The sequence below is a fragment of the Vreelandella alkaliphila genome (assembly GCF_016107625.1).
In the GTDB taxonomy this organism is placed as follows: domain Bacteria; phylum Pseudomonadota; class Gammaproteobacteria; order Pseudomonadales; family Halomonadaceae; genus Vreelandella; species Vreelandella alkaliphila.
In genome coordinates this window covers 59,555-81,743 of the sequence record NZ_JABASV010000003.1, presented here as the reverse complement: position 1 = coordinate 81,743, position 22,189 = coordinate 59,555, and the positions used below count along the sequence as shown (strand labels likewise).

General features: G+C 51.8%; 18 protein-coding genes. 6 read left to right on the top strand and 12 right to left on the bottom strand.

The genetic code is table 11. The annotated features are described in order from the left end of the window. Positions 1 to 27: 27 nt before the first annotated feature. The 9 genes from JFC11_RS05595 to doeA form a co-directional block, all read right to left on the bottom strand. Complete coding sequence (locus tag JFC11_RS05595) at positions 28 to 1,461, bottom strand: aspartate aminotransferase family protein (protein WP_038477752.1); 1,434 nt, start codon at positions 1,459 to 1,461, stop codon at positions 28 to 30. Between the two features lie 70 nt (positions 1,462 to 1,531). Further along, the gene (locus JFC11_RS05590; RefSeq protein ID WP_038477754.1) at positions 1,532 to 3,028 is read right to left on the bottom strand and encodes an NAD-dependent succinate-semialdehyde dehydrogenase; all 1,497 of its coding nucleotides are present in this window, start codon (positions 3,026 to 3,028) and stop codon (positions 1,532 to 1,534) included. A 248-nt stretch (positions 3,029 to 3,276) separates the two neighbouring features. Further along, positions 3,277 to 6,054: an aminotransferase class I/II-fold pyridoxal phosphate-dependent enzyme gene (locus JFC11_RS05585; RefSeq protein ID WP_198348934.1), complete on the bottom strand. Its 2,778-nt coding sequence runs from the start codon at positions 6,052 to 6,054 to the stop codon at positions 3,277 to 3,279. Between the two features lie 63 nt (positions 6,055 to 6,117). Continuing rightward, positions 6,118 to 7,101 carry a C45 family autoproteolytic acyltransferase/hydrolase gene (locus JFC11_RS05580; protein WP_038486210.1) on the bottom strand — a complete coding sequence of 328 codons (984 nt, stop codon included), beginning with the start codon at positions 7,099 to 7,101 and terminating at the stop codon, positions 6,118 to 6,120. Between the two features lie 56 nt (positions 7,102 to 7,157). Continuing rightward, positions 7,158 to 8,630, bottom strand: coding sequence for a biotin carboxylase (locus tag JFC11_RS05575; RefSeq protein ID WP_198348933.1), 1,473 nt, complete (start codon positions 8,628 to 8,630; stop codon positions 7,158 to 7,160). Between the two features lie 154 nt (positions 8,631 to 8,784). Further along, the gene (locus JFC11_RS05570; protein WP_198348932.1) at positions 8,785 to 9,654 is read right to left on the bottom strand and encodes a carbon-nitrogen hydrolase family protein; all 870 of its coding nucleotides are present in this window, start codon (positions 9,652 to 9,654) and stop codon (positions 8,785 to 8,787) included. 179 nt (positions 9,655 to 9,833) lie between these two features. Continuing rightward, the gene (locus tag JFC11_RS05565; RefSeq protein WP_038477764.1) at positions 9,834 to 10,310 is read right to left on the bottom strand and encodes an Lrp/AsnC family transcriptional regulator; all 477 of its coding nucleotides are present in this window, start codon (positions 10,308 to 10,310) and stop codon (positions 9,834 to 9,836) included. Between the two features lie 8 nt (positions 10,311 to 10,318). After that, complete coding sequence (gene doeB, locus JFC11_RS05560) at positions 10,319 to 11,350, bottom strand: N(2)-acetyl-L-2,4-diaminobutanoate deacetylase DoeB (RefSeq protein WP_198348931.1); 1,032 nt, start codon at positions 11,348 to 11,350, stop codon at positions 10,319 to 10,321. A 27-nt stretch (positions 11,351 to 11,377) separates the two neighbouring features. Beyond that, positions 11,378 to 12,577 carry an ectoine hydrolase DoeA gene (gene doeA, locus JFC11_RS05555; RefSeq protein WP_038477771.1) on the bottom strand — a complete coding sequence of 400 codons (1,200 nt, stop codon included), beginning with the start codon at positions 12,575 to 12,577 and terminating at the stop codon, positions 11,378 to 11,380. Between the two features lie 222 nt (positions 12,578 to 12,799). Here doeA and JFC11_RS05550 point away from each other — a divergent pair, with 222 nt between their 5' ends. The 5 genes from JFC11_RS05550 (at position 12,800) to JFC11_RS05530 (ending at position 18,214) form a co-directional block, all read left to right on the top strand. Next, on the top strand, positions 12,800 to 13,735 hold the full coding sequence (locus JFC11_RS05550) for a 2-hydroxyacid dehydrogenase (RefSeq protein WP_095604021.1): 936 nt from the start codon (positions 12,800 to 12,802) through the stop codon (positions 13,733 to 13,735). 88 nt (positions 13,736 to 13,823) lie between these two features. Continuing rightward, positions 13,824 to 14,558, top strand: a complete 735-nt coding sequence (locus JFC11_RS05545) for a hypothetical protein (protein WP_095604022.1) — start codon at positions 13,824 to 13,826, stop codon at positions 14,556 to 14,558. Further along, entirely contained in the window at positions 14,559 to 15,491 is a 933-nt protein-coding gene (locus tag JFC11_RS05540) for a LysO family transporter (RefSeq protein ID WP_038477780.1), read from the top strand. Positions 15,492 to 15,621: 130 nt separating this feature from the next. After that, a complete protein-coding gene (locus tag JFC11_RS05535) occupies positions 15,622 to 16,851 on the top strand; it encodes a nucleoside recognition domain-containing protein (RefSeq protein WP_038477782.1) in 1,230 nt (409 codons plus the stop codon). A gap of 130 nt (positions 16,852 to 16,981) precedes the next feature. Beyond that, positions 16,982 to 18,214 (top strand): DUF3422 domain-containing protein, encoded by a 1,233-nt coding sequence (locus JFC11_RS05530; protein WP_038477785.1) that lies wholly within the window; start codon positions 16,982 to 16,984, stop codon positions 18,212 to 18,214. A gap of 11 nt (positions 18,215 to 18,225) precedes the next feature. Here the strand turns inward: JFC11_RS05530 and JFC11_RS05525 are convergent, their stop codons facing one another. From JFC11_RS05525 to JFC11_RS05515, 3 genes are all read right to left on the bottom strand, one after another. After that, entirely contained in the window at positions 18,226 to 19,236 is a 1,011-nt protein-coding gene (locus JFC11_RS05525) for an asparaginase domain-containing protein (RefSeq protein ID WP_198348930.1), read from the bottom strand. A gap of 39 nt (positions 19,237 to 19,275) precedes the next feature. Next, positions 19,276 to 20,739 (bottom strand): alanine/glycine:cation symporter family protein, encoded by a 1,464-nt coding sequence (locus tag JFC11_RS05520; protein ID WP_198348929.1) that lies wholly within the window; start codon positions 20,737 to 20,739, stop codon positions 19,276 to 19,278. Positions 20,740 to 20,924: 185 nt separating this feature from the next. Next, positions 20,925 to 21,140: a DUF2798 domain-containing protein gene (locus tag JFC11_RS05515; protein ID WP_198348928.1), complete on the bottom strand. Its 216-nt coding sequence runs from the start codon at positions 21,138 to 21,140 to the stop codon at positions 20,925 to 20,927. A gap of 100 nt (positions 21,141 to 21,240) precedes the next feature. On the opposite strand from JFC11_RS05515, the gene JFC11_RS05510 reads away from it, so the two are divergent. Continuing rightward, entirely contained in the window at positions 21,241 to 22,143 is a 903-nt protein-coding gene (locus JFC11_RS05510) for a LysR family transcriptional regulator (protein WP_198348927.1), read from the top strand. The last annotated feature ends 46 nt before the right edge of the window (positions 22,144 to 22,189 follow it).

The following is a 22,189-nucleotide window of genomic DNA, read 5'->3' as shown; positions in this document are numbered from 1 at the left end:
GCGGCGTTTGGGGAGCGTTAAGCGCTATTAAATCGTAAAGGCGGCTTCTTGCTCACCGGTTTTAAGATCACCGGAACGCACCAGTTCATCAGTCACGCGATCAATGGCGCGTTTGGCGCGACCAATCATTTCGTCAACTTCATCACGGTTAATAGTCAGTGGCGGTGCAAAGCCCAGAATATCACCTTGTGGCATCGCACGGGCGATCAGGTTTTCTTCCATTGCCGCTGCAGCAACACGCGGGCCAACTTTCAACGCCGGGTCGAAATGCAAGCGCTGTTTGGCGTCTGGCGAGAACTCTAGAGCGGCCATTAGGCCAACACCGCGCACGTCGCCAAGCAACGGGTGACCTTCAAAGGTAGCCTGGAGCTGCTGCTGGAAGTAGCCGCCAGTTTCAGCAGAGTTACCCACTAGGTTTTCGCGTTCGATAATATCCAAATTGGCAAGGCCAGCGGCACAGCCTAGTGCGTGACCTGAATAGGTCCAGCCATGGCCGATGGGACCAAACTCACCAGTACCCTGCTCAAGCACTTTCCATACTTTGTCGCCAACAATCACGCCAGAAAGCGGCTGGTACGCGCTGGTTAGCCCCTTAGCAATGGTGACCAAATCAGGCTTCATGTTGTAGTGGTGGCTACCGAAGTCCGAACCGGTACGGCCAAAGCCACACACGACCTCGTCGGCTATCAATAGCACGTCATACTTGTTCAGCACTGCTTGAATCGCATCCCAATAGCCTTCTGGCGGCGGTACGATACCACCGGTACCCAGCACCGGCTCACCGATAAATGCTGCGACGGTGTCGGGGCCTTCTTCCAGAATCATTGCCTCTAATTTCTCAGCACAGTAGGCAGAAAACTCGAGTTCTGTCATACCGTGCTGTTCTGCCGCGCGCAGATAGTAGTGCGGCGCTTCAGTGTGGCGAATGGTGTCAATTGGCAGGTCAAAATGGTCGTGGAACGCTTTAAGACCAGTTAGCGAACCAGATGCGATGCCGGAACCGTGGTAACCACGCATACGCGAGATCACTTTTTTCTTCTGCGGACGTCCCAACACGTTGTTGTAGTAACGTACTATTTTGAGCTGTGTTTCATTCGCATCAGAGCCTGACATGCCGTAATACACCTTGGACATGTTCATGCCAGCGATTTTCAGAATACGCTCAGAAAGTTCGATCTGCGGCTCGTTCGAGTGGCCTACATAGGTGTGGTAATAAGAAAGCTCTAGCGCTTGCTTATAGATCGCTTCAGCAACTTCAGTGCGGCCATAGCCAATATTGACGCAGTAAAGGCCCGCAAAGCCGTCGATAAACTCACGGCCATCTTTATCTACGATATTAATACCTTTACCGCCAGTGATAACACGACCTGGCAAATCGCCGTGGGCGAAGTCGCGCAGGTGCGTAGAGGCGTGAAAAGTGACTTTACGGTCGCGTTCGATCAGATCCTGATGCAAGCTCATAACGTTCTCTCTATACAGTCCCTCCCCACCGTGTGAGGAGGATGCTTAAATTAATAAAACCGATTGGATATCAACTTCCCGATACTGAACCTAATGCCCCAAGACAGTAGTACTTCGTTTCTAAATACTCATCGATACCAGTAGCGCCGCCTTCACGGCCAAGGCCGGACTGTTTCACGCCACCAAAAGGTACCGGTGGGCCTGTCATTTTCACGGAGTTGACGCTAACCATGCCATACTCCAACGCCCGCATTAGCTTCCAGATACGACGAATATCATGGGTGTAGATATAGGCCGCTAAGCCGTATTCGGTGTCATTGGCCATTTCAATAACTTCGTCATCGGTACTATAAGCGGTAATACCGGCCACCGGGGCAAAGTTCTCTTCACGCCAGACTTTCATTTGCGGTGTTACATTGGTCAACAGCACTGGCATAAAGAAGTTATCGCCCGGTGCTTGGCTCTGGTCACCAGCAATCATAGTGGCACCTTTGGAAATCGCATCATCAACAATCGATGCTGCTTTTTCGACTGCCTGGCGATGAATCAGCGGGCCAAGGTCAACTTCACCGTGCAATCCGTTACCCACGGTAAGTGCCGCCATACGCTCGGTAAATTGCTCAACGAACTCATCATGGATAGATTCGTGAACCAAAATGCGGTTAGCGGCTAGGCAATCTTGCCCAGCCGTTTGAAACTTGGCCGAGACTGCAGCATAGGCTGCCTCTTTGGGATCCATATCCGGACCAACGATAAACGGCGCATTGCCACCTAATTCCAGCGATAGCCGTTTGACCGTATTTGCGCTCTGCTCAATCAGCAAGCGGCCAACACGGGTGGAGCCAGTGAAAGAGAGCGCTCGGATACGCGGCTCGCTGCACAAAATTTTAGAGACTTCTGCAGGATCACCCAGTACGACGTTAAAAATACCTTCCGGAATCCCTGCTCGCTCGGCAAGCTCCGCCAGCGCCAGCGCAGAGAACGGCGTTTCATTGGCAGGCTTGATGATCACCGGACATCCAGCGGCCAACGCCGCTGCGGCCTTGCGGGTAATCATTGCCAGCGGGAAGTTCCACGGCGTAATCATCGCCGCAATGCCTACCGGCTCTTTAATGGTGCCCAGTGATGCATTAGGAATATGGCTTGGAATGGTTTCACCGTAGGTGCGTTTACCCTCTTCAGCGAACCAACGTACGAAACTGGCACCGTACTCTACTTCGCCACGGGCATCCGGCAGCGGCTTGCCCTGCTCCAACGTCATGATGGTGGCTAGGTCTTCACGATTGGCTTGAATCAAATCGTACCAAGCCAGCAAGCGCTCGCAGCGCTCGTCAGCGCGTAGGGCACGCCACTGTACAAAGGCAGTTTCAGCAGCATCCACGGCAGCGGTAATTTGTTCCGCTTCCAGCAAGGGAATGTGGCCAATGGCTTCATTGGTCGCCGGGTCATACACCGCTTCTTCGCGGCCGCCGTCACCGTGGGTCCATTTACCGTCTACGTAGGCGTACTGCCGGAACAGACGCGGATCTTCCAAGCGCTTAGTGAGCGTGGTCGATAGTGTGGTCATGGGCACCTCCCCAGGTTGCAGCCAGTTACGGTGAAGCCAATCGCTGGCGACAAACCGTTGCACAGAAAAATGTTGCTAAAAAATCGCTATACAGCCCAACGTCTCGATGGGCTGTTTCAGTGTGTCTAGCGTAAGGGAGATACCGCACGAAGTGTTTTTGAAAGCGCCGGATAATTCCGGCGCTTTTTTTGTGAAAGCTACCTTTAAAGTGCTTTTTTTTGGCAGCGCCTCTATTTAATCTGCTGCATTTAACCTGCTGCGGGGTTAATCAAGGCTTCCTCGGTAAACACCACTAGCCCTAACTCCGGCCGATAGCCGTGGATCTCAGTGACATCCAGCGCCTGAAGAAACGCTAAAATTTCTTCGCTGATGACCTGCCCTGGTACTAACACCGGAAATCCTGGCGGATAAGGGATGACAAAACTTGCCGATACAACATCGCGACCGGCACGCATCTGCGCCTGCAACTTGCCATTATCGAAGCGTAAGTACTCAGTATTCTCTTCGTCGTAACTTAGAAAGTAAGCGCAACGAATATCGCCCTGGGGCGTATCGGGATTCGGCCGGAAGGCATCGTGGAAACGACTGAAGTCAGGTAGTGGCGGCAAATCATGATTCAGCGAATGCACCTGATTTTCGATGATTTTGCGCTCAGGACGACTACTGTCTTCCAAGCGATATTCGAACTCTTTCGCCAACTTGATCAGCACATCCAGCAGGTAGGCAATAGAGCCCCGTGTCGTGCCGATATTGGTCATAAACAGTACGGTGTTGCGGGAAGTTTTGTTAATTTGAATACCGTACTTATTCATCAGGTATTCATTTTTGAATGTATCGCCATCAACCCCAGTATTGCCGATGGCAATCGTGACACGGGAAGGGTCAACAACAAACTCGTCTCGCGCCCAGGCTTCCTCCATCTTATTCCAACCCGTCACCGGGTCGTAATAGGACTCTACACCCGACTCGCGGTAGGCTTCAGGCACCATGTCGCTATTCTTCAATACGCGGAAATATTTCTGCAGTAATGGGTGGGTGTAGAGCTGTTCGCGGAGCGAAAGCGCCGTCTCTACCTGGGCATGTACCAGTTCGAAACCTTCCATTTCCGCCTGCATTCTTCCCACATCCAGCGATGCCACAATCTGATAGTTGGGCGAAGTAGAAGTGTGAGTCATGTAGGCTTCATGGAAAGAAGCCTCCACTTTCTGACGAAAATCTTGATCCCACACGTGAATCATTGAGCCTTGGCGTAATGAAGTCAGCGTTTTGTGGGTTGAGTGAGTAGCATAGGTGCGAATACGTACTTCATCTGGGTCGGGCATCAGTCGCTGGTCAAGCCATGTAGCGTCATCTTCTGGGTCGAGCTTATCGAACTCGGCTTTCCAAGCCGCATACTCTTCCCGATAACTCTCGCTTCGGTAACGATCGCGCAACGTACGTGCCGCATTCATAGCCGTACGTGGCCGATACGTCGGGTTAAAACCAGCGAAAGCAAACCATGCTTCATCCCAAAGAAAAACCAGATCTGGTTTAATCGCCAAACACTCTTCCATCACTCGGCGCACGTTATAGACGATGCCATCGAAGGTGCAGTTGGTCAGCAACAACATCTTAACTTTGTGCAATTGTCCGGAACGCTTGTAGGACAGCAGCGTTTTCTTGATTTCATGCAGCGGCACCGCACCGTACATGGAATAATCATCAAGCGGATAGGAGTCTAAATAACTGACATGTGCACCGGCTAAAACCATGCCGTAATGATGCGACTTGTGACAGTCACGATCGATCAACACGATGTCTCGCGGCTTAATTAGCGCCTGCACCACAATCTTATTGGCAGTGGACGTACCATTAGTCACAAAGAAGCTACGACGAGCTCCAAAGGCGCGGGCAGCATACTCTTGTGCCTTTTTGATTGGCCCAAACGGTTGCAACAGAGAGTCTAGTCCCCCGGATGTTGCTGATGTTTCTGCCAGAAAAATATTAATGCCGTAGAAGTCGATCATGTGCCCTGCCCAGTGGGACCGAGTCACCGACTTGCCCCTGGAAATGGGCATGGCATGAAATACCCCTGTGGGCTTTCTACTGTATTCACGCAGAGCATCAAAAAACGGTGTGCGATAGCGATTATCAATGGCGCGTAGAATCGTATGATGCTGCTCGATGTAATCCGTTTCGCGGTAGAAGATACGGTTGAAGTGCTTAATATCTCGGCTTGCCGTGGCTTCAACATCACCGCTCGTCACCAGAAATTGATCAATTTCTGGGCGCAACTCATGAATCATCGAACTCAGCAGGATACTGCGATCAGCTTCGCTATGGTGCTCCAGCTCATTTTCTGAGAGACCTTCCAGATAATTACGCAAAGCACTGAGGTTATACTTGGACTTATACGGAAACTCGTAGCGAATCAGACATGCTTGTATATTAGGATTCACTAATATGGCAATCAACGCATCTTCAAAGCTTTTTACCGTTACAACATCGTAAACAAAGCGATCTTCAGATCGGCGCATGTTATGAAATGCTTCACGCACCACATCTTCTTCCTGGTTAGAAAGATTATCTACGATCAGCAGTTCAAAGTAAGGTTGCGCCGAACTATTGGAAGCCGGGTGCCCGCGGCGAAGTTGATTAAGGGCGTCCAGTGCTTCCATGTCTTCAGCACCCGCATCCGTCTCAGAAAGATCGACATGCCGTCGACGATAGGACTCACTGATCAACGCCCTTACCAAACGCTTAACGACTTTATCCAACAGCGCATATTCACCGCGATTAAATAGCGTCCAAAGGTGGCGAAAATCCTCTTTGGATGGAAATGCGTGGTAGTCCTCAATAATCTCTAAGCGTGTCAACTTGATGTCGATAGCTTTAATCAAGTTTTTGGCGCGATCCTCTTCTTTAAGGCGCGTCAAAATACCCAAATCACGTTTAAGCTCATTCCAGGTATCAGCACGAAGTTGGGAAATTTTGTGATAAAAACCCAGGGCGGTGTAGGAAGTTTCGGTTGAATTATTCTCTTGCATGACGACACCCATCCTTTTTAGGTATTTATCTGGAAAAGACACTTGCCTCAGCAATAGTGCTAATCAGCCATACAGTCCGCGGGAGCCATAACGCACGGTAATCTGCTCCTCTGGAAACTCGTCGAAGTTCAAGTCTAATACTCTGCCGGGCCAACGGAACTGGGTAAGCCTTTCCTTGGTGCGATATACCGCGGTATACACTGTGCCCAGGCCACGCCGATAGTCATGGCGAAACAAAGGAGGAGCGGAAAAAGCCGAAATTAGTCGCTCTTCAGTGGTGGCGTCATCGTCCACCAGAATCGAGAGCTGGCGCTCGCGAATTAGGGTTTCAGAAGCCAGCGCATGGGCATACCATTCGATTTTCTTTTGATGATTAGTAGCCACCGCCACCCGCCGAATGCTGGCGCGGCGATCTGGTGCAATCATCGCCGTGACATAACGTCCCGAAGCATCTGCCACGGTAATGTTGTAGGCCATATGGGTAGGCACTCTCGCAAGTACCGCAGCAGCTTCGGGCACGGTATCGCAGAATTCGAGAATGTAGCGAAGAATAATCGGAGCACCGAAGCCATCCCCCACCACCTTGCGCCCACCAAAGGCCAGAGAAACAGCAAGCCCTGAATCGTTCATCCCGTCTAGCACGCCCCACAGGCAATCAGACATAGCGATAACACGGCGCTGATTCCAGCGGGTGTAAAGAATGGAGCCCTCGCATAGCTCCGGCGGGTAATCATAGTTGCGTGCCAGCACAGTTGATGTCGGCCTTGCTAGTACCGCCTGTGAGCAGCCGGTAATATACGGCGGCGGACGATACAAACTCAGTAGCCGTGACGAAAGATCTCCTCCACCGGCTACTTCGCACAACGTACGGTAAGTAGCCAGCAATTCGGGCATGTGCTTGCGTAAGGCGTTATGACACTCAAGATAAGAGGGACGCTCACGCTCGCCTTCGGCCAGATACCAGGGTTCATAGGCAGGCCAGTGGTAATGGAACAACGACTGCCATTTTGGCCCCGCCACCTCTTCATGCACGGTGCGAAACGTCAAGGCTTTGTCCAGCTCCACACCAGGTGCTCGGCCTGCAGCAAAGTTGCTGTCCATGATTAAAGAATTTTGAAGTTGCCACCGCCGATAGCATGGCTGACGGCAACTTCCTCCACCACTGGATCTTGCAACGCCTGTCCGGTGTACTGACCACGAATGCCGTCTATCCAAGCCTTGGCACGCTCATTCAGCTGGAAGTCATCATCCATTAACCGCCCCCGGGTGATCAAAATACCCAGGTCGGCCCCCTCATACCGGAAGTCTCCTGCGCCACTAATGCGCAGAAAAAAGGCTTCATGCTCGTTCTCTGCCGCGTGGGGGTGATAGCTATAATGATCATAAGCAATTTCGCCCTGAGCATTCATGCGCCATACGCCGGTAGTAGGCGCCTGCGTTAACAGGTCAACGCTTTCATCAGTATGCTTGATAACCAGCTGGCTCCAGCTGTCGACACTTTCAGGATGCGCCCAACGCTCGTTGATATCATTGATGTCCAGGTCAAAATCGACATCCGAAAATTCAAGCAGGTGAAACAGGAACAGTGGAATATCAGAATGAGCAAAAGCCGCCACATTCGTCAGAGAGCTTGCTCCGGTCACACGGGGGTTAAGTTCACCCAGATACACTTCATTGGTATCCATATCAATCAGGAAATCGAGTTCAAAATATCCTCGATAGCCCTCTTCGCGTAGTGCCTCACCAAACTTAAAGGTGTACTCGCGCGCTAAATCACGCACTTCCTGACTAAAGGCGCCGGCAAACATTTCGTTGCCACACCAACCGCCCTTATAAGGAGTCAAGGATTTGAAGCCTACAAGCTCTGTCATCAGCGGGCCTACGACCGTACCGCAACGCGTGGCACAAGCTTCTATCGCCGAGCCGCGACAGTTGATGCGCTTCATGATCTTGACCTCGGGTTCGGCTTCGATCTCTTCAGCATGCTTATAATAGTCTTCTTCACTGGCAATAAAGAAGGTGGTATGACCAGAATCGCCAAACGCGGTCTGTACCACTAAATCGTTACCGAGCGACTCGCTGACCTCTAGAAGCTCCTGATAACTGCCTACCCTGGCCAACACGTTGGGCACGCTGGGCACACCCGCTTTATTGCCAATACGCACCGTCTCAATTTTATTATCCATCCGCTTGCGCAGTTCGGCGGGAGGGAAGGCAACCCGCAGGCCCAACTGCTCACAAATTTCTTCGGTGTGCTCATCAAACATTAAAAACGCTGCCACCCCTGCGCTTTCGCCATTGGCTCGTGATTGAATGAAATCAATGACTTCTTTGTGCTCAAGCAGATAGTTATTAATGTCTTCAATGCTCTCGAAGTCGCGGGGAAACTTCTGTTTAGGCACGAAGACATTACGCTGCTTGCCTTCAAAGCAGTCAATATAGTTAATATGACGGAAGCTCCCTACCCAATCACCGATACCCAGAAGATTGAAGTTCGTCGCAGAAATAAAGTAAACCGGCTCTTTATTGTTTAAAAAATATCTACGAACATCTGCAATGGACGTTATTTTATTCATTGTTTTCGCTCCTTGTATGACACGTACTGAAGGCCGTGTTGAACTAGTGCTGCCTAGGAGTTTCGCTAAATATCGCGATATTCGCCTAAATTGATCATCCAGCTTGGCGCGAAATCCGTTCTTCTCGTGATGATGGGTCAAGCCAAATAGGCTCCTAAAAAATGTCTTGGTCGGTACGTACCGGTTTAGCAAGTGGTCCTAAGGTGTCAAGGAAAGGAGAAGATCCGTTTTCGCTACGGTATAGCGAAAAATCGACTTCACGATCACGGAAACTTTTCAGTGGCTGGCCCAAACCGCGTAACCCTGTTTCGCGCTCGCGGCGGACGCGGTTGAGGTCAATTTCGATGGGTATGACTTCTTCACCAATACCCGCTTGATGGATTACATCGCCAGAAGGACCAACGACGATAGAGCGGCCGTTCCCCAACGCGCCAGCGCCATTGATATCGAAGAAGTAACACTGGTTGATCGCCGCATTGGTGCGGGCAATTGACAGCTCAATATCTCGGTCAATGGTATCCGTCATAGTGGGGTGGAGAATGACTTCGGCCCCCATTGAAGCCAGAGTACGAGTCGTTTCGGGAAACCACATGTCATAACAGATAGAAACGCCAAAGCGGCCTATCGTTGGCACATCGAAGACCACAAATTCACTGCCGCCCTCGACGTCGGCTTCGTAAGGCCGGAACGGGAACATCTTGCGATAACGCGTTACAACTTGGCCCAGTGGGTTAATCACTACCAAGGTATTGTAGGTATGCTCGCCTACTTGCTCGAACATTGAGCCCGGAATTAACCAGATGCGATGTTGCGCAGCCAGTTGGCAAAAAAATGCTTCGGTATCGCTGGGCAACGTTTGAGCGTGGAGCGGTGAAGCTCCCATCGGCATTAATTCGCTGAACAGCACCATTTGAACCTGAGGAAAACGATTCATTAGCGCATCGATCCGATGGCGCATAGCCTCGGTATTGTCGCCATGGTGCAGGGCATGCATTTGAACACCGGCAATGGTGAAATATGACATTAGCTTCTCTCTGCGTCAGGCGGTCTGACTGTTTCCGCTTAGCAAATTAACTTCTATGGATGTCTTTCACTAAGCTAGTGGTGAGTGGCATTAACTTTCATGTTAAGCCAATGAAACGCTGAAATATCGTTGATCAAATACAAAGGGGATTTATTAAATCCAATTTGCACAGACCGACATTACAAAAAGTCGTTCGATCCAATACCTGGCTCAGTCCGTTTGACGGACTTGGTCACGATATAGGTGAAGTAACGCTCTATTCCCACGTCCGAGACCAACCAACTATCGATCAAACGTTGATAACTGTCGATGGAAAACACCTCAAACTTCACTAGATAGTCCACGCCACCGCCTACCGCCACACACTCTGTGACATCGGGCGTTTGCATGACTAATGCTTCAAAGCGGGTAAAGCTTTCAGCATTGTGCTGTTTAAGCTCGATCTGCACCCATACGGAGTTGCGCGGCACTAATACATCAGCATTAATGCGCGCGGTATATCCTTCGATAACGCCCGCCTTTTCCAGGCGTTTAACTCGCTCCCAGCAGGGACTCACCGAGAGGTTGATGGCTTCCGCCAGCTTCGACTTAGTGATTCGTCCATCCCGAGAGAGAATATCGAGAATTTTTAAATCATAACGGTCCAATTTCATCATGCTGGTTGTCACGCCTCCAGGCGTTCAACAACATCGGCAATCACCGCCAGGGTGTCCCCCATATTGATTAACGATGGCGCACGGCGAGCCATTAAGATGCCATCACGTTCCGCTTTGTAAGCCACAGGAGCGGTACCGCTGCGGGTCATATCATAAACATAAGCAATGGTTTGGCCTTTTTTCACGCTATCACCCAACGCCACCAACAGCTCTAACACCCCAGAGTGCTGGCTTTGCACGTAGCAGCTGGCATCTGGCATATCGAGGTACATTTGCCCGCCCTCAGGCATTTCCACTTTGCCTTGCACCAAACCGTACTGGATCAAAAAATTGCGCACACCGCGCTCAGCAATAGCAATGCTTTGCGGCGTGGACGTACCGCCGCCGCCAAGTTCAGTGGCCACAAATACTTTACCTTGGCGCTCACAGGCAGTATCGAACAGCTTTTCTGCATCTAGCTCAAACATCACCATCGCGTAGGGAGCGCCGAACGCTTTAGCGCCTTCCAACGCAGCCTGCTGTTGAGACTTATCGTCTAAAACGTGAGAAGCGCCGAACGGCAAAATATCCAGCGTGCGGCCACCAGAGTGCAAATCGAGTACTACATCGCTAATAGGAACCAATACACGGGTAAAATAATCAGCGATTTGCGACGTTACGGTGCCGTTTGGGTCCCCTGGAAAACTACGATTCAAGTTGCCTTTATCCATCGGCGACGTGCGTTTCCCGGCCATGACTGCTGGCGTGTTCATACACGGTACGATAATTACTCGCCCACTCACCTCTTCCGCTTTCAACGTGGAAGAAAGCTTCAACAACGACGTTATGCCTTCGTATTCATCGCCATGATTCCCGCCCGTTAATAACGCTGTGGGGCCTTCGCCATTTTTAACCACGGTAATAGGTATCATCACCGCGCCCCAGGCAGACTCATCGGTGGAAATCGGCAGTTTTAAAAAACCGTGCTGTACGCCATCGGCGTCGAAATCAACGGTGGCGGAAATAGGGCTAGGCCGCAGTTGGTTCGGTTGAAGCGTCATTGTATGTCCCTTGTATTGTATAGACAGCTACTTAACAAACAGCTGGCGCGGAAAATTGGCCAGGGTTTCACAGCCATTTTCAGTAATCAGAATGCTTTCGGTAATTTCCAGCCCCCAGTCTTCTACCCAGAGGCCAGGCATGAAGTGAAATGTCATTCCGGGCTGAAGAATAGTTTCGTCTGAGGGGCGTAAGCTCATCGTGCGCTCGCCCCAATCCGGCGGGTACGAGATACCAATCGGGTAACCACAGCGTGCGCCACCACGGTCAAAACCGTACTTATCCATCGCCGCACCCAGTGCCATGGCAATATCCGCCGTACGATTGCCCGGCTTAGCCACGGCCAAGCCACTCTCAATGCCTTCCAACAAGGCAGATTCAGCACGAATAAAGTCTGTTGGCGGCGTACCTAAAAATACGGTGCGCGACATCGGCGCGTGGTAGCGCTTGAATACACCAGCAATTTCGAAGAACGTGCCTTCGCCTTTGCGAAATGGCGTGTCGTCCCAGGTAAGGTGCGGCGCAGCAGCGTCTTTACCGGTTGGCAACATCGGTACAATGGCAGGATAATCGCCGCCAAACACCTTGCCATTCTCGTCGACAAATCCCTCGATGCCGACGCGGTAAATTTCCGACACCAGCTTACTTTTTGGCAGCCCGGGTTCAATAACTTCCAAAATACGCGTGTGCATACCTTCAACAATTTTTGCTGCCACACGCATATAAGCTATTTCTTGCGGCGACTTAATCGCCCGGCACCAATTGACAAGTGCGTTGGCATCCATGAAACGCGCATGGGGAAGCTCACGTAAAAGGCTTTGATAGGCTTTAGCAGAGAAGTAGTAGTTATCCATCTCCATACCCACCACACCGGTATGCCAACCGCGGTCGGGCATGATCGATTGGGCAAGATACTCCATTGGATGCATATCCGGATTTTGAACATAGTAATCCGGATAGTAGGTAATATTATCGGGGTCTATCCAGCAGGTGCGCAGCGCGCCGTTGGCATCCATACGGCGGCCAAACCATACAGGTTCGCCTTCAAGGCCCACCAATACACATTGATGAACATAAAATGACCAACCGTCGTAGCCGGTCAACCACGCCATGTTGGAGGGGTCACTGACAATCAGCACGTCAATGCCACGGCCAGCCATTTCTGCACGCACCTTCCACAAGCGATTAGCATACTCTTCACGCGTGAAAGGCAGGGAAACCTCAGTCATCGGGCAACTCGCCATCAAAGATCACTAAGAACCAGCGCCATCTATTGTAAGTTAGGTACGCTGGGCCACAGGATCGACCTGGCCACCCCCGCAGTAGGCCTGCCAATGTCGTCTTAGGGCGATACTAGCACCGACCCTTGGTTGCCGGTCAAAGCCTTTATGACAAAAATTGTGGCAAGCCGTGATAGCGTAACCATAGTTAACATGTAGTCAGGAGGAAAAATGAAAGTAGTCATCCATATTGATGATTCAGCCCAATGGCAAGCCGCACTTGAAAAAGCGTTACCCCAGGCCACTGTATTGACAAGTGACGCACCTGAAGATGAACGAAAAAACGCCGACTACCTTGCCGTTTGGAAAGCCCCAGAGCATTTACTGCAGGAGCAAAGCCAGCTCAAAGGCATTATTAATCTGGGTGCGGGTGTTGATTACTTACTGAAAACACCCGGCCTTCCAAGCGATGTTCCTATCGTGAAATTACGTGATGCTGGCATGGGCGAACTCATGGCAGATTACGTGCTATATGGCGTACTGCACTTCTACCGCAGCATGGATCGCTACGCCACTCAACAGCAGAGCGCTACTTGGAAACCCCAAGCCGTGCCTGAAAAAACACAGTGGCCAGTTGGCGTATTAGGCCTTGGCGCAATCGGCAGTTATGTAGCCACTCACTTGTCGCAAGCAGGATTCCCCGTACTTGGCTGGAGCCGCTCACCTAAAGAAATTAGCGGCGTACGCTGCCTGCATGGCGATAAAGGGCTTGATGAACTGCTTGGCCAAGTGCAGAGCTTAGTCACTATTTTGCCAGACACCGCCGCCACTGAAGGCATTCTTAACGCCGAACGGCTAGCGAAATTACCCGAAGGTGCCAGTGTTATTAACCCCGGTCGCGGCAGCCTAATCGATGAACAGGCGTTGCTAGATGCGCTCGGTGAAACGAATAAGCCAGGACATCTGCGTGGTGCCCTGCTAGACGTTTTCTGTGAAGAGCCTCTTCCAACCAACCACCCCCTTTGGCAGCACCCAAGCGTGTTAGTAACGCCTCACATGGCAGCGCCTACACCACTTAATGACGCCATTGATCAAGTCATTGCGTATATTGAGGCATTTGAAGCGGGTGAATCGTTAGCAACGATTAGCCCAGAAGCAGGCTACTGACGCTTAGCCATACGCACGCTATACTGCACGGGGAACCAAGCGCTAGCTAAAGGCTCTTAGGAAAACACTCGAGAAGGAGGAAGGGCCTTTGCGTTATGTTACAAGAGGCATCAGACACCCTAAGTCTGCGAGCGCAATATTGGGCGCTTGCCTGTTTTCCCTGTGCGGCTTAGCAACAGCAGATACTCCACAAGATGAGCAAACTCTGCAGGCCCCACACCCCTTCCAGGCTCAATATCGTTTAGAAATACGCGGCTGGCCCGGCGCAACTATTACCCATACGCTCAGTAATGAAGGGCTTCACTGGTTAAGTGATATGAATTTTGCAGTCGCGATTGCCCGAGGTGAGGAGCGTAGTCGCTTTTCGATAGACGATACCTCGACTCGCTCTTTGCTCTATAACAGCAGTTATTCACTACTGGGTATAGGCGACAGTTACCAACTCAACGAAAGTGATATTAGCTCGCTTGATCGCCAGGCCGCTCTATTTGACCTTTCCCGACGAGCGGGTCATGAAGACTGCATGGTAAGCACCCCCTGTGATATCGAGTTTGTTGATCACCGCGGACGCGACGAACACTTTCAGTACTATGTCGATCAACAGAATATCAACGAGCCCAACACCATTACCATTCCCGCCGGTGAGTTCGAAGCCACGCGCGTCACGCTGATTGATAAAGAAAAGCCCGACCGATATCTACACATTAATTTTCACCCAGATTGGCCAGGACTGATCCTCTCGGCAGAATATCGAAAAGAGGGGCGTCGTCAGACGTATCTCACCATGACTCAATTCAACCCCGCTGGGGGTAACGCACCTTAAATGCTTTCTGGATTACTGATTGTCTTATTGCCTCTCTTGTTAGGCTACTTAGTGCGCGTTCGTTCTACCCGCTTACTGAACCTCATCAACCGAGCCGTTAATGGCTCGGTTTATTTGATTCTATTATTTATGGGGGTCAGCCTTGCGGGTCTTGAAAACTTGGGCAGCCAACTTTCAAGATTAGGCGGTAACGCGCTACTGCTGTTTAGCATTACCACGGTGCTCAACTTAGGCGCCCTATGGTGGCTATCACGCCGAGTGGCTTTGAAGGCCGGTGGTTCACCGGTGGTGGAAAATGCCCCTACCAGCAAACTCGCCGCCATGCAGGGCTCGCTAATGTTGGTAGGCGTGGTGGCAGGTGGTGTAGCGGTTGGGCTACTGCTCGGCCCGCTTATTGGGGAAGCGCTGTTTACCACCGCCGACTGGCTGGCGGAATGGGTGCTATACGCACTATTGATGCTAATTGGCTGCCAGCTACGCAATTCTGGCATGCCACTTAAACAAATTTTGCTCAATCGCCTAGGGCTTGCCATCGCGGTCACCCTTGCACTGAGCTCACTGTTGGCTGGCTTGTTAGCCGCCCCGCTACTCTCACTTAGCTGGAATGAAGGCTTAGCCATGGCATCTGGCTTTGGCTGGTATTCGCTTTCGGCTATTTTGATTGGCGACCAACTTGGTCCGTTAATGGGTGGCGTGGCGTTTTTCAACGACCTAACGCGCGAACTGCTGGCATTTATTCTGATTCCGCTCGTTATCCACCGCCACACCGCGCTAGCCATTGGCTATGGCGGCGCGACGTCGATGGACTTTACCTTGCCGGTGATCCAGCAGCACGGCGGTGTGGCCTGTGTCCCGATTGCAGTGGTCAGCGGATTTATCCTGTCACTACTCTCTCCACCACTGATTCTGTTTTTTCTTTCGCTGTCGGGTTAGCGATTGCAGGCAATCATTGGGTAGGATAAGCAGCGTTATTTGTAACTACGTACCCTTTTGCGCACGCTTAGTTAGGAGTGTACGCGCAGTTAAAACACAACTGCTTCACTGCCCAGGATGACTGCCTACCATGCTAAACGGAATTTGGTTAAGCTTTTTCATTGCTGCGTTTGCAGCGTCTTTATGGCAGTGGTTAGTCGGTGGTGATAGCGAGGTTTTTGCTCGCTTAGTGCAATCGCTGTTCGATATGGCAAGCGTCAGCGTGGATATTATTTTAGTGCTGCTAGGCACGATGACGCTTTGGTTAGGCTTTCTTTCAATTGCCGAAAAGGCAGGCATGATTCGCTTACTAGGCCGCGTGCTTGACCCACTGTTTTCCCGCCTAATGCCAGAAGTGCCCCGGGGCCACCCTGCCATGGGGCTAATTAGCATGAACTTTGCGGCTAACATTCTAGGCTTAGATAACGCCGCCACACCGATTGGCATTAAAGCCATGCAATCGCTGCAAAGTCTCAACCCGAGCCGCGATACCGCCAGCAACGCACAAATTCTGTTTTTAGTGCTCAACACATCATCACTGACGCTGCTACCTGTCACGATCTTCATTTATCGTGCTCAGCAAGGCGCGGCAGAGCCCACCCTGGTTTTTCTTCCGATTTTGTTGGCTACCAGCGCCTCCAGCCTGGCAGGGCTACTCGCGGTTGCACTCGTACAGCGCTTAAAGCTCTGGCAACCCGTGGTGCTGGCCTATTTGGTCGCTGCAGCGCTTGCCTTAGGGCTATTAATCACCACGCTGGCGGGCATGTCGGCCCAGGCATTGGCGGCTGCTTCAACACTGGTGGGTAACCTAACGTTATTCACTATTGTCATGATGTTTTTAGTGGTCGGCGCACTGCGTGGTGTCAGGGTGTATGACGCCTTTATTGAAGGGGCAAAAGAAGGTGTCAGTTTTACCGTCACCCTGCTGCCGTATCTTATTGCCATGCTGGTGGCGGTTGGCGTACTGCGTGCCAGCGGCGTTCTGGACGCAGGGCTCAGTGGCATTCGCTGGTTAGTGGAAGGGATTGGCTGGGACACTCGCTTTGTAGATGCGCTGCCTACCGCCTTTGTAAAACCGCTTTCTGGTAGCGGCTCGCGAGCCATGATGATTGAGACAATGAACAACTTTGGCGTCGATAGCTTTCCTGGCCTGCTGGCCGCCACCCTGCAAGGCAGCACCGAGACGACCTTCTACGTGCTAGCGGTCTATTTTGGCGCGGTCGGCGTTACCCGTATTCGCCATGGCCTGGGCTGCGCGCTCATCGCTGACGCTGCGGGCATTATTACTGCCATCACTGTCTGCTATTGGTTCTTTGGCTAACGCCGCTTGGCAACTAGGTTAGCCAACAAACTGGTTATTCATAACAACATTCGTCACAACGCTCTTAACGACACTCTTTACAACTCTCTTTACAACACTCGTAACAACAATAGATCAGGTAATTTGTTTCATGCATGCTCAACACACGGCATTACATAACGAGCTTCACGCGCGGCCTCCCATCTATTTTGAAGGGCCTGCTTGTCTTCATCACTACGCTTTTACGCTTGAAGGCGATGACGTTACGACGTTGCTTAATCGCCTAGCAGAGCTGACAGAGGTCGCTGTCACGCCCGATCAGGTTCAGCAAATAGTCAGTTGCCAGGGTTGCTTAGTAAAGTGGGAGCGGCACACCGAGTTTTTTACGCTGACCATTAAGCACGACAACAACAGCAACCCTCGCATTTGGCCAACACCACCTACTTTTTTAGCCCGTTTGCTCGCGGATGTTGCCGATAAAATAATCAGCGCCAGCGTATTGCGCGTGGAAACGGCTAATCGATGGGCAGGTAGCGTGGAGGCCTATGGATTAGATCAGCCAGCGGGTTCACAGGTAGGCGGCGGAGATGCCACGGTTTGGAGCGACTTCAACCTGGATGATCAACAAAGAAACCGATTGCTAATGGTTAACGATAATCTGGATAGCTATCGACTAGGCAGGATGGCAAGACGCTTATTTGATATTGAGACTTACCGCATAATGGCAATGCTGGCGCTACCGGAAGCCAAAGCACTCAGCCGTGAGCTACAACACTATGAAACGGAGCTGTCTGCGCTCTCTCATCAACACGCCGAACAGCACACCTCACCAGCCGAACCGTTGCTCAACGCCTTGACACTGCTCTCGGCAAAACTCGAACGCTGCGGAGTACAAACACGTCAACGCTTTAGCGCGACCGATGCCTATGCCAACATCGTGTTGGCACGCATCAATGAGCTACGCGAGGAGCGTATCGGTAATTATCCTCGGCTTGGCATGTTTATTTTGCGGCGTTTTGAGCCTGCCGTGCGTTACTGCGATGCCATGAATCGCCGCGTAGAAACGCTGGCCACCAGCGCTACACGCTTAAACGACTTGTTGCGTACCCGCACCCAGGTCGAAATCGAGAGACAAAACTACAAAATTTTGCAGAGTTTAGATGCCCGTGCGAGCAGCCAGCTAAAAATCCAAAAGGCCGTTGAAGGCCTCTCGATCATCGTCATCAGCTACTACATTTTTAGCTTAATGAAATTAGGGCTGGAAAGCTTAAGAGCACTCGGTGTCGATATCGAACCCAACGTTGCTGCCTCCGTTATAGCGCCACTGAGTGCGCTTATTATAGCCATCTTAACGTGGCGAATTTGGAAGGTTAAAAAGCACTAGTAGGCAAGTCGTTAGCTGCACTCGCCCCGTAGTGAGCCGCTAAGTGCCCTGCGCAGTGCAGGGCCGCTCATTCCACGACCTAGCAGCACCGTGAGCTTTGCAACGGCGGCCTCTAGGGTGATATCACCTCCTGCAATCACACCGGCTTGGTTCAGCGCCGCGCCGGTAGCGTAGGCTCCCTGTACGACTTCCCCTTGGGCGCACTGAGTCACGTTAAGCAGTGCGGCCCCTCGTTCATTTGCAGCCGTTAACGCCGTTAACAGCTCGCCTTCAAAACTAGGCGGGTTGCCCACGCCGTAGCTATGCAGAATCAAACCTTTTAAGCGTTCATCGGCCAGCAACGCCTTGGCGCGACGTAGCGACATACCAGGATAGAGTGGCAATATCGCAACCGCCTCATCATCTACCTCAATGGGAGAAAAGTCAGGCCGTCCGCTCAGCAACGCAGAGGGCTGAGGGTAAGATATGGCGATGCCAAGCTCGGCAAGCCAAGGAAAATTGGGAGAGTCGAAGGCATCTAACCCCTGGGTGCGCACCTTGCGCGCGCGATTACCGCGCAAAAGTCGATCGTGAAAGACCAGACTCACTTCACAAGGTGTTGCGGAGTTAGCCACCAGTTGCAGTGCACTGACGAGATTATTCAGTGCATCGCTACGGGGCTCCCCCAAAGGAATTTGAGCGCCAGTGAAGATCACCGGCTTGTTGAGCGCGCCGAGCATAAACGACAACGCAGCGGCGCTATACGCCATGGTATCGGTACCGTGTAGCACCACAAACCCATCGTATGTTTGCCAGTGGCTTTCTAACTGTGCCACTAAACGGTTCCAGGCGTCGGGCATTAGCTCGGCACTATCAATGAGAGGCTGCATTTCCAGCACATCAAACGATGGTAGCCTGTCGGCATCGCCCATCGCTAAGTGCGCGGTTAAGCGCTCGGCCAGCCCCGCGCAAGGCACATACCCATGTGGCGATGGCTGCATACCAATGGTACCGCCGGTGTAGAGCATGAGTACGCGGGGCATAGTCCCTCCTTATCTAATAGCGTTAGTGCATACGGGGGCTTACTTAGCAGGCGCGCTTTCTAGACGCTGCTTTAACGCTTCGGCCTCTTCAGGCTCTAGCTCCCAGGCTTTCGGATCTAGCTCAAGATCTGGGTGTTGATTGGCATCGAAAATTGGCTGCTTGATGCCCTGGCGACGCTGGCTATCGTAATCGTTAAGAATGCGTAGGCCGCACTTGAACAACAGAATCAGTGCCACGAGGTTAACCACCGCCAGAAGGCCCATGGTGACATCGGCAAATCCGAACACAGTGCCAAGATCTGTGGTCGCGCCCCAGCACACCAGCAACACAATGGCGACCCGGAAAGCGTTAAACAGATTCTGGTTATCGCGGCTAAAGAAGTTGAGGCTGTTCTCGCCTAGGTAGTAGTTGTACAAAATAGTACTGAACGCAAACAACAGCAGCGCGAGGCTAACAAAGGTGCGACCCCATTCGCCTACATGATCGGCAAGCGCCGCTTGGGTGAGGGCGATACCTTCAACGCCAGCACCTGCGGCCGGGTCGTACACACCGCTGAGCAGAATCAAAAACGCCGTGGCCGAGCAGATAATCACGGTATCGATAAACACCGAAAACGCCTGCACGATACCTTGGTTAGCTGGGTGCGGTACGTAAGCAACCGCCGCCACATTAGGCGCACTGCCCAGACCCGCTTCGTTAGAAAACAAGCCACGCTTCAAGCCCATCATAATGGCCGCACCAATACCGCCACCAATCAGCGGCTCAAGGCCGAACGCACTTTTTACGATTAGCGTTATAACGCCGGGAATTTCACCAATGTTCATGGCGATGACCAACAGCGCAATGGCGATATAGCTGACCGCCATAAAAGGCACTAGATACTCTGAGATACGCGCAATACGCTTGATGCCACCAAAAATAATCAGCCCGACCAGCATGGCCAGGGCAATGCCGCTGTAAAGCACCGGCACACCGAAGGCGTCGCCAAACGAGGTCGCTACCGCATAAGATTGCAGTGCGGTAAAGGCAAAACCAAAGGTTAACAGCAATAGCACCGAGTAAAACGCTGCCAGCCAGCGCCACTGTTTGCCCAACCCTTTAACAATGTAGTACGCCGGGCCACCGCGATAAGTGCCATCGCCTTCCGCCTCTTTGTAGGTCTGCGCGAGGGTACATTCTAAAAAGCTAGTCGCCATCCCCATCAGGCCCACCAGCCACATCCAGAAAATAGCCCCAGGGCCACCTAGCGTAATCGCGACCGCCACGCCGGCAATATTACCGCCACCCACACGCCCCGCCACTGACAGAACAAGCGCCTGAAACGAACTTAAGTGGCCGTGTTTATTACGCTTGAAGGCCTGACCCGACCCCAGGATGCGAAACATTTGGCTGAAATAACGAAACTGCACAAAGCGGGAAGCAACGGTAAAACCGATGCCAACGCCGACTAGCAGCACTAGCAGTACCTTTCCCCAGAGGAGCTCATTGAGCATATCAAGCATGTGATTGTCTCCGCGTTCTTGTATTAGCGTTATGTTGGAATTCGCGTCGTTTTATTTCGCGCTTCTTAAAACCGCGCCGCGGAGAACGTTTTACCAAGCATGGGGAAGAATTAAATTTGGCGCAGCGATGCAGTTGTGTGCACTCACTGCATCAGCGGGTGCACCAGAGTGCATCAGGCAAGCCGTCAGACTTTCTCGGCAATGCGATGGGCTAATTTATGAATAAAGGGGCCGCAGATAAACGCAATGATCCCAGCAGCTGGCCAAGCAAGCAGCCAAGCGTGCATCCAGATGCCAACAAAATCAGCATGAGTTCCGATATTCACGTACGTCACCCAGGCAGACATAATCAGCGATAGCGTAAACGACATGAGAATAGCGAAGATAATTCTGTGTTTCATGGCAGTACCTGAGAGTGATGTTTGAGTGCGGACAGATTAACAAACACCTATAACGGTAATATATGCCAATATATGAGAATCAATTTTACAGAATTGCAAAATGCGAAAACCCTCTCTTGATGACCTAAATATCTTTATCGTGGCCGCCAACCAACGCAGCCTCACGGCTACGGCGGCAACGTTGAAGATGACCATTGCCACCGTGTCTCGGCGCATAAGCGCACTGGAAGCCACACTAGGCGTAGAGTTGCTCCATCGCTCAACCAAGGGGTTAACGTTGACGCCTCAGGGTGAGTCCTACTTCCGCGAGTGTGAGGAGTTAGTACTCGCACTGGATCAGCGAATTTCAGACCTGGATCAAACACTGTATAGCCTAAGCGGGCCATTGAAGGTTATGGCACCTGTCAACCTGGGCAGCGGGCCACTGGATGCATTTTGGCGTCACTTTATTGATCGCTACCCTGAGATTGCGCTGACGATCGAACTCGATAACAACGTGGTTGATATTCGCGACCACCAGGCTGATATTGCGCTTCGCTCGGGGCCACAAAAAGATTCGACGCTGATCCAAAAACATCTGGGTTATATAGAGCCGATTTTGGTGGCTTCACCGTCGATGAAGCATCCTCTTCCGAGCACTATTAAAGAGCTACAAGCATGCCCCAGCGTGGCAGCAAAAATGTTTAGCGATTGGCTGCTGTTCCATCACGACGGTAGTCAGCACGCTTGTCACAAGAGCCATTTCCATATCAGTAACGATATGAATATTGTGCTGAACCTCACAACGTCGGGAGCAGGCGTCTCGTTGATGCCCGCCAGTATGGTGGCGAACAGCTTACAAGCGGGAGAGTTAATACAAGTGCTCCCTGAGTGGCGGGGACGCCACCGTGAGATCTTCTTGGTATGGCCCTACCGGCGCAGCCTTTCAGCGCGTTCAAAGGTGTTCCGCAGCGAGTTAATCGAATTTCTCAGCCGCCAATCTTGGTTCCACGCTGCTGATTAGACCGTCTGTTCGGGCAAAATGGCGACCTGCTCTGCTGGCGCCGTAA